Genomic DNA, 13,262 nt, shown 5'->3' with positions numbered 1-13,262 from the left:
GGGAACAGATGAGTCGGATGCAGGATATTAAAGGCGGGACTGTCTTCGAGTGGCGGCAGCGTCTGGGGCAAACAGCCGGGGGTTCGTGGGCAGGAGCCGCCGAGCCCCTGCTGGGCACTGGTGGCGGCCGGTGGCAGGCCGCCGCCGGGCAGCTACCGCTGGCCATCATGCTGGTCCTTTTGGTGGCAGCAGCCGGGGTGTTCAGCCCGGCAACGTTGCAGGACCCTGCCTTCCAGGCAGCCGTGGCAGGCCACGCCTTACTGTTCGCACTGGCCGCCATTGTTCCGTGGCATCGCCTGCCGTCCGCCGTCTTCTCAGTAGTTCCCGTCCTTGACTGCGTGGCTATCGGGTTCACCCGGCAGGCCGGCGGCCCGGAATTCAGTGTCCTGAGCCTGCTCCTGGTCTTTCCTGTGATCCGGCTTTCCGTTAATCGCGGGCGTCCCGGCGTGCTGCTGGCGATCCTCGGCGTGCTGCTGAGCGCCACCGTTCCGGCATTCGCCATGGGCCGGGACGACGCGCAGGATTCCGCCATCCGCACCATCTTCCTTCCGCTGATCATGGCCGGCGTCGCCCTCACCGCCCACTTCGTGGCGCGCGCCCTTATCAACCAGCATCAGACGCTGACCCAAAAGGACCGGGAGCTGGCAGACACGTTGGCCGAAAGCATCCGCCGCCAGCAGCTCCTCGATGCAGTCCTGTCCTCGATCAACGTCGGTGTCTGGGTTATCGATCAGGACGGACGCGGCGTGCTCACGAACAAGGCCCTGGAGGTGGACCCTGCCTTGGCCGGACTGGCAACAGGGCGGCGGCCGCTGTTCCTCCCCGACCGCACAAGCGAAGCCCCCACGGAACGCCTGCCGAATATCAGGGCGGCAAAGGGCGAAGAGTTTACTGACGAGTTGTATTACGCCGGCACAAGCGATGACCAGCATGCCTATTCGGTCAGCGCCTCCCCCATTCGTTCAGCGGAAGGCGTGTGTACTGGCGCCGTGGTTACCTTTGCGGAGGTCACTGAACTCATCAACGCACTGAAGGCCAAGGACAACTTCGTGGCCACGGTTTCGCACGAGCTGCGCACCCCGCTGACCTCCATCCTCGGCTACCTCGAAATCGTGCTTGACGAGCCGGACCACAAGGAGATCGAGCCCGAACTGCTCATCATTCACAAGAACGCGACGCATCTGCTGACGCTCGTGAACGATCTGATCGCCGTCGCATCCGACCGCGTGGAACTCTCCGTGCAGGAAGCTGACATTACCCACCTGCTGGCTCAAGTGGTGGAATCCATGCGGCCGCGGGCGGCCAGCTCAGGGCTCCGCCTGGTGATGGAGGCCAGCCAGCCGCTGGTTGCCCGGGTGGACCCGGGCCGGATCCGCCACGTGTTCAAGCATCTGCTGTCCAACGCCATCAAGTACTCCCCGGACGGCGGAACAGTCACCGCCAGCCTCCGAAGCAATGGCCAGGGCCTCGTCTGCTCCATCACCGACCCCGGCATCGGGATGACCGGGGATGAGGCCGCACACGCCTTTTCAAAGTTTTTCCGCTCCGAACGGTCACGGGACACGGCCATCCCCGGAGCAGGCCTGGGACTGCCCATCAGCAAGACCATCGTTGAGGGCCATGGCGGGTCCATCAGCCTCAGCACCGCACCCGGGAAGGGAACCACGGTCACCTTGTCCCTGCCGTACAGCCCAGCTTAGGAGGGGCAGGACATGCCAGCGTCCGACGGCGGCACGGGCTATCGCTGCCCCCATACCACCGGCGCCTTCCGCGGGCAGGATTTGAGGAACTCTTGAGGGCTTCTTGAGCGAACGTGCCGAGGTCCTTGAGCTACGGCATGCACAGTAGTTGGTGAAAGGCCTGGAGCGCATGGGGGTGCACCTGGGAATTGGGCCCAGCAGCCCACAGGCCTTGAGTCGGGCAACCGATGGTCTCAGCGCTTGGCGGTGTCACGAAGCCGGCACCGCCAAGCAGCCCCGAAAGTCGCCATAAGGTTGCCAACAAACACCACAACAGCGCTTATCAGAAATATGTTGCTGCTTTCATCGGCGCCATCAACCCAAGCGACGTCCCAGCACCGGCCGGGAAGAGTCCTAGGATTTCTTGTATGAGGATTGCCGTTGCAGGGGGAACCGGAACCGTTGGCCGCTATGTCGTGGAGCAGGCCAGCGCGCGCGGCCATGAGGTGGTGAGCCTGAGCCGCTCCGAGGGCATTGACCTGGTGACCGGAAAGGGCCTGGAGCAGGCCCTCCAGGGCGTGGAAACGGTCATCGACGTGTCCGGCATCAAGTCCATGGCCACCAAGAAGAACGTGGACTACTTCACCAACAGCACCCAGAACCTGCTCGCCGCGGAAAAGAAGGCCGGTGTAGGGCACCACCTGGCACTCTCGATCGTGGGAATCGACCATGCGACGTCCGGCCTGTACGCCGGGAAGCTGGCGCAGGAGGACGCGGTGCGGCACGGGGACGTGCCCTGGACCCTCCTGCGCTGTACCCAGTTCCATGAGTTTGTACCGCTGACGGCGGACGTCGCCTCCGTAGGCCCGGTGGTGCTGGTTCCCAAAATGTTCACCCAGCCCGTGGCGGCCAGCGAGGTGGCGGAAGCCCTGGTTGCGGCAGCCGAGGCGGGTCCGCAGGGACGCATCGCCGACCTGGGCGGCCCCCGCACCGAGGAGCTCGCCCGCCTGGTCCGCGCTTATCTGGATAAGACGGGCCGGCGCAAGAGGATCGTCGAGGTCCCGTTCCCGGGGTCGATGGGGAAAGCCATGCGCCATGGCGCGCTGGTCCCGGCGGAGGGTGCCGCCGTCGGACGCCAGACGTTCCTGGAGTGGCTGGAAGGCGCCGTTTAAGCGGACCTGAACGCCAAAAAATTAGGCGTGCTTCCGGATGCGGCTGAACAGCAGGCCCACCAGGGCCAGGGAGAGCATTGCGGCGATCAGGCTCAGCGTGGGGTTCACCCACTCCGGGACCAGGTCCGACACGGCATTGCATCTGTTGTGGAGCGGGAACACCGCACTGCCGTCGCGCGGATGCCGGAGCCGGTAGTTCAGGTCTAGTTCCTGGCCGGCGGCAAGGCAGGCATCGCTGAGGTCGCCGCTGGCAATGAACGTGGACTGGGTGTAGTAGACCGCGCCCAGCACCACCGCGGTAACCAGGGCGGCGGTGAGCCAGATTCGCGTTGCTTTGCGCTGTGGCATGGGGAGCTGCTCCCGATGCAGTTTTCGAACGGTCCGGATGCTTAAACCCGTAAATTCACCATAGCCATGCCGCTGCCACAGGTCAGCGCGGTTTGCTCAAGATACAGGCAATTTTGCGCCGCGGCAGGGCCGCTTAGGCCTGGTCCTGCAGATGCGCATCCCGGATGCCGGGAGGAATCGCGCCCTGGATGACCCAGCGGTTGCCGTCCGGGTCCGAGAAGTAGGCGAACAGCACGCCGCCCATGTCCTGGACCTCGCTGATGCCTGCACCTCGTGCCAGGAGTTCGGTCCGCGTGGTGTCCATGTGCGGAACAACCAGCTGCAGCCCCTCGAGGCTGCCCGGCACCATGGAGGTCATGCCCGTCCCGATGACGATTGACGCCGCCGATCCCGGCGGGGTCAGCTGCACCACCCGCATTCCGGGGATGTGCTCCACGTCGTGGTCCAGCACGAAACCCAGCTTCTCCGTATAGAAGGCCTTGGCCCTGTCCACGTCAGCCACCGGTACCTGCACTACTTCAAGGCGCATCTCCATCCCGCCACAGTACCCCGCATAAGGCCCGTTCCGGCCACGTAGAATTGACCGGGAGCGGCCGCACCACAAAGGCCGCCCCGGCGCGGTGCTGCGCCCCTTCAATCTTCGAACAGACCATTTCTTCGAACAGTGCGAGGGCGCTGCCGTGCGTCTTCCAGACCACGAACGGAGCCAGCAATGGCCGCCACCGCCGGGAATGTCCCTGCCTCTACGCCCGAACAGCTCCAGTCGGTGCGGGAAACACTCAGGTCCCCCAGGAGGCTGAAGACCGAGGTCCTGGGTGGCCTCGTCGTCGCCCTAGCCCTGATCCCGGAAGCCATCGCGTTCTCGGTCATCGCCGGAGTGGACCCCCGGCTGGGCCTCTTCGCGTCCTTCACCATGGCCGTGACAATCGCTGTGGTGGGCGGCCGGCCGGCCATGATCTCCGCGGCCACCGGCGCCGTGGCCCTGGTGATCGCCCCGCTGGTGAAGACCCACGGCGTGGACTACTTGGTGGCCACCGTCATCCTGGCCGGGATCTTCCAGGTGATCCTGGGACTTGCCGGAGTCGCGAAGCTGATGCGCTTCATCCCCCGCTCGGTGATGGTGGGCTTCGTCAACGCCCTGGCCATCCTGGTCTTCATGGCCCAGGTCCCCGAACTCCTGGGCGTCCCGTGGCTGGTCTACCCGCTCACCGCCCTTGCTCTGCTCATCGTTTTCGGGCTGCCCAGGCTGACAACCGTGGTTCCGGCCCCGCTGGTCGCCATCGTTGTCCTGACCCTCATTACGGTGTTCGCGTCCATCACGGTCCCCACCGTCGGGGACAAGGGCGACCTGCCCGAGTCCCTGCCGTCCCTGTTCATCCCCAACGTCCCGTTCACCCTCGAGACGCTGCAGGTCATCTTCCCGTACGCGCTGGCCATGGCCTTCGTCGGGCTCCTGGAATCGCTGATGACCGCCAAGCTGGTGGACGATGTCACGGACACCCGCTCCTCCAAGACCCGCGAGGCGTGGGGCCAGGGTGTGGCCAACATCGTCACCGGTTTCACCGGCGGCATGGGCGGCTGCGCGATGATCGGCCAGACCATGATCAACGTCAAGGCCTCGGGTGCCCGGACCCGGATCTCCACGTTCCTGGCCGGCGTCTTCCTGCTGATCCTGGTGGTGGCCCTCGGCGGGGTGGTCTCGGTGATCCCGATGGCCGCGCTGGTGGCCGTGATGATCTTCGTCTGCTGGGCCACGTTCGACTGGCACAGCATCCACCCCCGCACCCTGAAGATGATGCCCAAGAGCGAAACCATGGTCATGGTGGCCACGGTCATCGTGGTGGTGGCCACGCACAACCTGGCCATTGGCGTCGGCGCCGGCGTGCTGGTGGCCATGGTGCTGTTCGCACGCCGGGTGGCGCACTTCGTCACCGTCGAGCGGACCGTCAAGGACATCGAGGGCCAGGAGACCGCCACCTACACGGTGAACGGCGAGCTGTTCTTCGCCTCCTCCAACGACCTCTTCACCCAGTTCGAATACGCCCTGGACCCGGAGCGCGTGGTCATCGACATGCACGCCTCCCACCTCTGGGACGCCTCCACCATCGCTGCCCTGGACGCCATCACCGAGAAGTACCGTCACCACGGCAAGGAGGTCAGGATCATCGGCCTCAATGACGCCAGCACGCTCATGCGTGAACGCCTCGCCGGCAAGCTGGGCGCAGGAAACTAAGGCAACAGCCACTAAGGTGGGGCCGTACGACGGCGGCACGCGCCCGCCGTCGTCCGCTTTCCTGCGGGCTTGCCGCGGCTAGCATTATGTTCATGCGCGCCGATGACAGTTCTGCCATCCACGCCGGAGGAGGACCGTCACCCGGCGCCAGGAGCGCTGGCCGGCTTATGGCCATGCTGGACAGCGGTATTTCCGCGGCCGAGCTCGAGACAACACTGTCCGACTGGCTGGACGACGGAGCCATCGGCCAGTCCACCGCTGCGGCCGCACGCCGGCTGAATGCCCGGCTGTGGGAGGCGAGCCGCCGGGAGGGCCTGCTGCGCGTCCTCTACGACACAGCCACCGACCTCACCCGCATACGCGACGTCGAGGCGGTCCTCAAAGCCATCGTCCGGCGCACCAGGTCGCTCATCGGCAGCGACATCGCCTACCTGAGCCTGAACGACTACGACAGCGGCGAGTCCTACGTCCGTGTGACCGACGGTGCAACCACGGCGCTGTTCCGCAACATCCGCATGCCGCTTGGCGAAGGCGTGCTCGGCGCCGTGGCCACCGGTGAGGCACCGGCTCAAAGCGCGGACTATCTCCTGGACGAAACCAAATCCCACCTGGAGTCCAGCGACAGTGCCGTTGCCGCGGAGGGCGTCCGGGCCATCATGGGTGTTCCGCTGCGCGCCGAAGGGAAAGTCATCGGCGCGCTGCTGGTGGCCGACAGGCACCCGCACCAGTTCAGCAGCGACGACGTTGCCCTGATGGAATCCATCGGCACACACGCCGCCGTCGCGCTGGAGAACGCCCGCTACTTCAGCGAAATGGCCCATGCCCTCGCCCGGCTGGACCAGGCACAGCAGCAGAACCTGGCCCATGTCCGGGACCTGGAAGAGCTTTCATCCCTTGACCGGCGGCTCATGGAGACCCTTGCCTCCACCGGCAGCCTCCCGCACCTGCTCAGCCTGCTGGCCGAATCGCTGGGCGCCCCTGTTTTCCTGGTCTCCCCCATGGGCGAGCCGCTGGCGGGAGTCGCGCCGGACAGTGACTTCACGAGTCTTCCGGCCCTGAGGGCGGCTGAGGAATCTGTGGCAAACAGCTCGGCGGTGCAGTTCGAGGTCACGGGCAGGAAGTACACGGCCATGTCCGCTGTTGCGGGCGACCAGCACCTGGCTACGCTCATCGTCGCAGAGCAACTCAGCCCGGCCCGTCTTGCTGTCCTGGAGCGCAGCGCCCTGGTGCTCAGCGTGTCCCTGCTCTTCGAGCGCACCTTCCAGGACGCGCAGTACCGGCTGCAGCTCGAACTCATCGACGACCTGCTCAGCCCGCGGTCTGAACATGCGGAGGCGTTGTCGCGCAGGGCCGGGCAGTTCGGCCTCGCAAACCACCTTCAGCTCGTGGTGCGCGTGGTGGGGGTCGCTGACGACCAGCGCCAGCGGGCGCTGTCCGTGCTGAGGCTCCGGGCAGAGGGCACCCCGGGAATCATTGCCCTGCACGAGTCGCACCTGTGCATCATCGAACCCTTCGAACGGCGCACGGGACGAGCTGATGGAACCGGCGCCGGGGACAACGGCCGGTCCATCATCGAAGAGCTCAAGCGGCGCCGCATCACCTCCAGCGTGGGGACATCGGAACCGGTCACCGGCTTTGCCGGCCTGTCGGCGGCGCACACCGAGGCCCACACCGTCCTGCGGGCACTTCAGGCCCTCTCGCGTGACGGCGAGGCAGCGGACCGCGCCGCCCTGGGCACCGCAGGGATGTTGCTCGGAGCCATGGACAGCCCCTTCGCCGGACAACTCCTGACAGCACAGCTGGGCCCGCTCCTGGGCTACGACGAGCGGCGCGGAACGCAGCTGGTCCTCACGGCATGGATGTTCCAGGAAAAAGGCGGGGCCATGCAGGAGACGGCCGACGCCCTCCACATCCACCCCAACACCCTCCGGCAGCGGCTGGACCGGATCGACGCCCTGATCGGTGCCACGTGGCGCCGGGGAAGCCGTTCCCTCGACGTCCAGGTGGCGCTGCGTCTCTGGAGGATAAAGACGTCCGGGGTCACGTCCGGCGCCTGACCAGCTGTTCTGCCCTCCACCGGGACACACATGGCGCCCGCGCACATAAGCGCGCTTTTTGTGTGGCGCACATCTACATGGTGACCATCACGCGGCTCTGGAATGCTGGTTTCTGCGGCACCTGTCAGGCAGCCCGCCAACCCCATCTTTAGGAGTCATTCACAATGTCGTGTGCGCATGCAGCGGGCATCCGTCCCGCAACTTTCGGCGTCCTGCGCCTGCCCCGGAGCGTCGTCGTCGGCGCCGGGCAGCGTTTCGCAATTGCCGGCATCGCAGCCGAATTCGGCACCAACATCCTCATCTGCACCGATCCGCGGCTGGCCGCCTCGGACGAGCTCAAGGCCCTGGTCCGCAGCCTCGAGGACCGGCACCTGACCGTAACGGTCTACGGAGACACCCAGGCCGAGCTGCCCACGCCAGGCATCCTGGCCTGCGTTGAGGAGCTCAAAGGCCAGGACATCGACGTCATCATCGGCTTTGGCGGCGGAAGCTGCATGGACATGGCCAAGGTCGTCTCCGTACTGCTCACGCACGGTGGCAAGCCCAGCGACTACTACGGCGAATTTGCCGTTCCCGGGCCCACCAAGCCGGTCATCGCCCTGCCCACCACCGCGGGCACCGGTTCCGAAGCGACGGCCATCGCCGTCGTCTCCGATCCTGACCTGGGCATGAAGATGGGCATCTCGAGCCCGCACATCATCCCGTTCGCCGCCGTCTGCGATCCCGAACTCACCTACTCCTGCCCCGCGCCCCTGACGGCCGCCACCGGCGCTGACACCCTGGTCCACCTGGTGGAGTCCTTCACCGCCATCACCCGGGAACCCACCCCCGAGCTCGCCGCTGAGCGGGTCTTCGTCGGCAAGAACATCCTGACCGATTCCATTGCCCTGAACGGCATTGGACTGGTGGGCCGCAGCCTCGTCACTGCCTACAAGGACCCGGAAAACATCGAGGCCCGCGCCGGAATGATGCTCGCGGCACTGTACGGCGGCGTCGTCCTGAGCAATGCCGGAACCGCCGCGGCACACGCCATCCAGTACCCGGTGGGGGCACTGACCCACACTCCCCACGGTGTAGGCGTCGGCCTGCTGCTCCCCTACGTTGTCCGCCACAACTTCCAGGCCATCCAGCCGCAGCTGGCACAGATTGCCGAAGCCCTGGGCCGCGACACCAAGGGCCTGGACCCGCGCGCCGCCGCCGTCGCAGGCGTGGAGGCCATCGATGAAGTCATCGCCGCGATCGAGCTGCCCCCCACCCTGAAGGACCTCGGCCTGCAGGAAGGCGACCTCGCACAGGTGGCCAAGCTGTCTCTGAACTCCAAGCGGCTCATCGACAACAACCCTGTGCCCCTCGACCTCGAAGCCGTAACCTCCATCGTCCACGCCGCCTTTACCGGCGACCGCACCATCCGCTGACCAGCACCAAGGACTTCCACATGACACTTCTTTCCACCCTCGAACCCCTCGACATTGACGGCCTGACGGTGCCCCGCGAGCTGCTGATTGCCGGCAACTGGCAGCACGCGGCCGGCGGTGACCTCGTCGAGGTGATCAACCCCTCCGATGCCTCCATCATCACCGGCATCGCCGACGCCGACGTCGAAGACGGCCTCGCAGCCGTGGACGCCGCGGCAGCAGCCTTCCCCGAATGGGCGGCAACTCCCCCGCGCCGCCGCGCCGAGATCCTGCGCCGCTGCTTCGAACTGATGACCGAGCGCAGCGAGCAGCTCGCCCACCTCATCTCCCTCGAGAACGGCAAGGCCCTTGCCGATGCCCGCGGCGAAGTGGCCTATGCCGCCGAATTCTTCCGCTGGTACTCCGAGGAAGCGGTCCGCATCATCGGGGATGCGTCCGTCTCGCCGTCGGGCTCGAACCGGATCCTTGTCCAGCACCCGCCCATCGGCGTCTGCGTACTGATCACCCCATGGAACTTCCCGGCGGCAATGGCCACCCGCAAACTGGCACCCGCGCTGGCAGCCGGCTGCACGGCCGTGCTCAAGCCGGCCACGCTCACGCCGCTGACCTCCCTCGCGATCGCCCAGCTAATGCTCGACGCCGGAACCCCCGCCGGCGTGGTCAACGTCATCACCACGAGCAAAACAAGCGAGGTCATGACCCCGATCCTCGCCGACCCCCGGGTCCGCAAGCTGTCCTTCACCGGCTCCACAGGCGTCGGGCGGCACCTGCTGCACCAGGCGGCCGACAATGTCCTCAAGTGCTCCATGGAACTTGGCGGCAACGCGCCCTTCCTCGTCTTCGATGACGCGGACCTCGACCTGGCCATCGACGGCGCCATGGTCGCCAAGATGCGCAACGGCGGCCAGGCCTGCACCGCCGCCAACCGCATCTACGTCCAGCGCGGCATCCACGACGAGTTCGCCCGCCGGCTGGCCGAACGGATGAGCGCACTGCGCGTGGGTCCGGGTACCGAAGCCGATACCGAGGTGGGGCCGCTGGTGGATGAGGCCAGCGTCCGCAAAGTCGATTCGCTGGTCCGCGACGCGGTCAGCCAGGGAGCACGGCTCCTCGCCGGCGGCAAGGCCGTGGACGGGGCCGGCTACTACTACCCGCCCACTGTCGTCACCAACGTGCCGCTCCAGGCCCGCATGGTCAGTGAAGAAATCTTCGGGCCGGTGGCCTCGGTCATCCCCTTCGACACCGAAGACGAAGCCATCGCCGCCGCCAACGACTCCGAGTACGGCCTCGCAGCCTACGTTTTCACCGAAGACCTTCGCCGCGGACTCAGGGTCTCCGAACGCGTCGAAAGCGGCATGGTGGCCCTCAACCGGGGACTCGTCTCCGATCCCGCAGCACCATTCGGCGGAGTCAAGCAAAGCGGCCTCGGCCGCGAAGGCGCGCATCAGGGCCTGCTGGACTTCACCGAAACCAAGTACATCGCCCTCGACTGGTAGCCCGCCGCTCCCTTCGTTTCCATCCGAAAGAAAAGACCAATGACGATCTCCACTACCAAAGCCAAGCCGAAGGCAGCGTGGCGCGTACCGCTGGCCAGCTTCGCAGGCACCACCATTGAGTGGTACGACTACTACATCTTCGGTCTGCTCGCCGCGACAGGCGTCTTCAGCAGGCTCTATTTCCCCGAACAGGACCCGGCGACCGGGCTCCTCCTGGCCTTTGTCACCTACGCCGTCGGCTTCGTCGCCCGTCCCTTCGGCGGCATGTTCGCCGGCCACTTCGGCGACAAAATCGGCCGTAAGCCCATGCTCGTACTGTCCCTGCTCATCATGGGCTTCGCCACGCTGGCCATGGGGCTGCTGCCCACCTACGCCCAGATCGGCGTCTGGGCTCCCATCCTGCTGACGGTGCTCCGCCTGCTCCAGGGCTTCGGCGCCGGAGCCGAATGGGCCGGCGCAGCCGTCATCTCCATCGAACACGCCCCTCCCGGACGCAGCGGATTCTTCGGCAGCTTCACGCAGATGGGCGTCCCGGCAGGCATGCTGCTCGCCAACTCCAGCGTCCTGATCGTCAAGTCGGCCGTGCCCGCAGAAGTCTTCGACGCCTGGGCGTGGCGCGTGCCGTTCCTGCTCAGCGTGGTTTTGATTGTCATCGGCCTGATCGTCCGCGCCAAGCTTGAGGACTCCGACGACTTCAAGGAACTTCTTGAGACGAAGCAGACCTCGAAGAAGCCGCTGGGCGAAGCCATGAAGAAGGAATCCAAGGGCATCTGGCTCGTCGTCGGCATGCGCCTGGCAGAAAACTCGGCCTTCTACCTGTACACAACGTTCTCGGTGGTTTACATCATGAGGACCTTCGGAGCAGAGCGCGCCAACCAGGGAACGCTGTCCGTCCTGATCGCCTCGGGCATCGGCGTCATCGCCGTCCCGCTGTGGGCCATCCTCTCGGACAAGATCGGACGCAAGCCGCTCTACCTGTTCGGTTCGATCGGCGGACTCCTGTTCTTCCCGCTCTACTTCGTGATGACCGACACCGGCAGCGCACTGCTGGCAACGCTCGCCATCGTCATCGGGCTCGCCGTCTTCCACAACTCCATGTACGGACCGCAAGCTGCCTTCTTCTCTGAATTGTTCTCCACCAAGCTGCGCTACAGCGGCGCCTCCATGGGCTACCAGTTCGGCTCCGTCCTGGCGGGCGGCGTCGCTCCGCTGGTCGCGGTAGCGCTCCTGAACGCCGGAAACGGCGAGCCCGGCTGGGTGATCCTCTACTTCAGCGTGATCGGCGTCATCACCGTTGTGGCCACGCTCCTGGCACCGGAAACCCTCGCAAAGCTGGACCGGCGCATCACCGCCGCCCAGGAACTGGACGACACCAACGCACGGACCGCCGAGCAGGGCATCGGCACCAAGTAATACCCCACGAGAGGTTGGGACGTACGACGGCGGCACGCCCGCCGTCGTACATCCCGTTAACCGTCACTCACTGAGGTGCTTCACCAGAGGTATCAACCCGGGCCACCTTCCGCCGGGAGTTCTTTGGGCCGCGGAGGCGTCCCGGCGGTCTGCGGCGCTGCTGGCGGAGTGCGAGCAGCGGAAACAGCAGCACGGAGAGCATTCCTGCTCCCACCAGTGCCGACGCGATTCCGCTGGAAATCAGACCCTCGTTCCGGCCGATGGCGGTCACCGCCACGATGATCGGCAGTCCCGTTGCCCCGAACAGCACGATGGCCCGTTTATCGGCGGGTGTTGACTTGGGTGGGGCGGCGAGCAGCGACGGCAGGCCGCGGACCACCAGCAGGAGGAGCAGGAACAGCGGGACCAGTGCCAGGGCGGCCGGGCTGGCGGTGAGGGCGCGCAGGTCGAAGTCGATGCCCGTGTCGATGAAGAAAATGGGCACCAAAAACCCGAAGGCGACCGCGTCGATTTTGGTCTCGATGACGTGCCGGTCCTGTTCGGGGGCCCGTGCGATGGCCACCTTCCAGAGGACCCCGGCGGCGAAGGCACCCAGCAGCATGTCCAGTCCCACCACCATGCTCAGGACCACCAGCACGGTCAGGATGAACATGATGGACCGGACGGCGAACTGGCCGCTGGTGTGCAGGGTCCGGGTGACCTGGGAGTGGAGCAGCGCGTGCCGTGCCCGGGAGGCGAGGAAGATCGCCAGGCCGGTCAGGAGGACAAACCCGAGAAGCACCGCCGTGGCAGGCCCCAACTCCCTGCCGCTGAAGAACAGCGAAATCGCCACCAGGGGGCCAAACTCCCCCGCCGCACCCAGTGCCGTGACCGCGATACCCATCGGGGATCTCAATTCGCCGGCGTCGCGGAGAATCGGCAACAGCGCACCCAGCGCCGTGGAGCACAGGGCCACCCCGATGATCACGGCAGCAGCCGGCGACGGGCCCAGGACAAACCCGGCGCCGATGCCTGCCGCCAATGAGATGACCCAGCCGGCGGCGGCACGGTTGACCGGCCGTCCCCGAATCACGGCGAAATCAATCTCATTTCCGGCCACGAAGAAGAGCATGGCCAGCCCGAACTGCGCCAGCGTGTCGATGAACTCCGTGGGCTGGATCCACCCCAACAGGCTGGGACCGAGCATGATGCCGAGGACAATCTCGAAGACCACAATCGGCACCTTGACCACCCGGTCCAGGAAGCGCGCCGCAAGGGGCGCTGCGATAGCCAGCAGGGCGATCAGGACCAATGACGTGGACAAGCCCTGCATCGGCGGTACCTCCGGCACCTCGGCTGCTTCGAAGGAACAGTACTCCAAAGCTACCGCCGCCTCTGGGCTGGCGCCATACAGCCACGTACCCATGTAGTTTGTTGCATGCCGCTAAAAGTGGCTGATCAGTATTTTGG

Annotated in this window: 10 protein-coding genes; 7 read left to right on the top strand and 3 right to left on the bottom strand. The window is 66.0% G+C overall.

What is annotated here, in order from left to right; genetic code table 11:
• Positions 1-17 precede the first annotated feature (17 nt).
• Positions 18-1,700, top strand: a complete 1,683-nt coding sequence (locus tag AC5RWA_RS02770) for a sensor histidine kinase (protein WP_494056477.1) — start codon at positions 18-20, stop codon at positions 1,698-1,700.
• A gap of 407 nt (positions 1,701-2,107) precedes the next feature.
• The gene (locus AC5RWA_RS02765; RefSeq protein WP_494056476.1) at positions 2,108-2,851 is read left to right on the top strand and encodes an SDR family oxidoreductase; all 744 of its coding nucleotides are present in this window, start codon (positions 2,108-2,110) and stop codon (positions 2,849-2,851) included.
• Between the two features lie 21 nt (positions 2,852-2,872).
• Here AC5RWA_RS02765 and AC5RWA_RS02760 read toward each other — a convergent pair whose 3' ends face one another.
• Both AC5RWA_RS02760 and AC5RWA_RS02755 read right to left on the bottom strand, forming a co-directional pair.
• Entirely contained in the window at positions 2,873-3,199 is a 327-nt protein-coding gene (locus tag AC5RWA_RS02760; RefSeq protein ID WP_275726116.1) for a hypothetical protein, read from the bottom strand.
• 133 nt (positions 3,200-3,332) lie between these two features.
• Positions 3,333-3,734 (bottom strand): VOC family protein, encoded by a 402-nt coding sequence (locus tag AC5RWA_RS02755; protein ID WP_494056475.1) that lies wholly within the window; start codon positions 3,732-3,734, stop codon positions 3,333-3,335.
• 177 nt (positions 3,735-3,911) lie between these two features.
• Here AC5RWA_RS02755 and AC5RWA_RS02750 point away from each other — a divergent pair, with 177 nt between their 5' ends.
• From AC5RWA_RS02750 to AC5RWA_RS02730, 5 genes are all read left to right on the top strand, one after another.
• A complete protein-coding gene (locus AC5RWA_RS02750; RefSeq protein WP_494056474.1) occupies positions 3,912-5,432 on the top strand; it encodes a SulP family inorganic anion transporter in 1,521 nt (506 codons plus the stop codon).
• Between the two features lie 92 nt (positions 5,433-5,524).
• On the top strand, positions 5,525-7,489 hold the full coding sequence (locus AC5RWA_RS02745; protein WP_494056473.1) for a helix-turn-helix domain-containing protein: 1,965 nt from the start codon (positions 5,525-5,527) through the stop codon (positions 7,487-7,489).
• Between the two features lie 164 nt (positions 7,490-7,653).
• Positions 7,654-8,904: an iron-containing alcohol dehydrogenase gene (locus AC5RWA_RS02740; RefSeq protein WP_494056472.1), complete on the top strand. Its 1,251-nt coding sequence runs from the start codon at positions 7,654-7,656 to the stop codon at positions 8,902-8,904.
• A gap of 20 nt (positions 8,905-8,924) precedes the next feature.
• The gene (locus AC5RWA_RS02735; RefSeq protein WP_494056471.1) at positions 8,925-10,400 is read left to right on the top strand and encodes an NAD-dependent succinate-semialdehyde dehydrogenase; all 1,476 of its coding nucleotides are present in this window, start codon (positions 8,925-8,927) and stop codon (positions 10,398-10,400) included.
• A gap of 39 nt (positions 10,401-10,439) precedes the next feature.
• Positions 10,440-11,813, top strand: coding sequence for an MFS transporter (locus tag AC5RWA_RS02730; RefSeq protein WP_494056470.1), 1,374 nt, complete (start codon positions 10,440-10,442; stop codon positions 11,811-11,813).
• 67 nt (positions 11,814-11,880) lie between these two features.
• On the opposite strand, the gene AC5RWA_RS02725 is transcribed toward AC5RWA_RS02730, so the two are convergent.
• Positions 11,881-13,218, bottom strand: coding sequence for a cation:proton antiporter (locus AC5RWA_RS02725; protein ID WP_494056469.1), 1,338 nt, complete (start codon positions 13,216-13,218; stop codon positions 11,881-11,883).
• Positions 13,219-13,262: the final 44 nt, after the last annotated feature.

It is taken from the genome of Arthrobacter sp. 210 2 (assembly GCF_059093025.1).
This window is presented reverse-complemented; position numbering and strand designations above follow the sequence as displayed.

Excerpts from the sequence above, each read along its gene's own strand:
- AC5RWA_RS02745 (WP_494056473.1), top strand. The coding sequence starts at position 5,525 with ATGCGCGCCGATGACAGTTCTGCCATCCACGCCGGAGGAGGACCGTCA.
- AC5RWA_RS02760 (WP_275726116.1), bottom strand. The coding sequence starts at position 3,199 with ATGCCACAGCGCAAAGCAACGCGAATCTGGCTCACCGCCGCCCTGGTT.
- AC5RWA_RS02725 (WP_494056469.1), bottom strand. The coding sequence starts at position 13,218 with ATGGGTACGTGGCTGTATGGCGCCAGCCCAGAGGCGGCGGTAGCTTTG.
- AC5RWA_RS02730 (WP_494056470.1), top strand. The coding sequence starts at position 10,440 with ATGACGATCTCCACTACCAAAGCCAAGCCGAAGGCAGCGTGGCGCGTA.
- AC5RWA_RS02755 (WP_494056475.1), bottom strand. The coding sequence starts at position 3,734 with ATGGAGATGCGCCTTGAAGTAGTGCAGGTACCGGTGGCTGACGTGGAC.
- AC5RWA_RS02735 (WP_494056471.1), top strand. The coding sequence starts at position 8,925 with ATGACACTTCTTTCCACCCTCGAACCCCTCGACATTGACGGCCTGACG.
- AC5RWA_RS02740 (WP_494056472.1), top strand. The coding sequence starts at position 7,654 with ATGTCGTGTGCGCATGCAGCGGGCATCCGTCCCGCAACTTTCGGCGTC.
- AC5RWA_RS02765 (WP_494056476.1), top strand. The coding sequence starts at position 2,108 with ATGAGGATTGCCGTTGCAGGGGGAACCGGAACCGTTGGCCGCTATGTC.
- AC5RWA_RS02770 (WP_494056477.1), top strand. The coding sequence starts at position 18 with ATGCAGGATATTAAAGGCGGGACTGTCTTCGAGTGGCGGCAGCGTCTG.
- AC5RWA_RS02750 (WP_494056474.1), top strand. The coding sequence starts at position 3,912 with ATGGCCGCCACCGCCGGGAATGTCCCTGCCTCTACGCCCGAACAGCTC.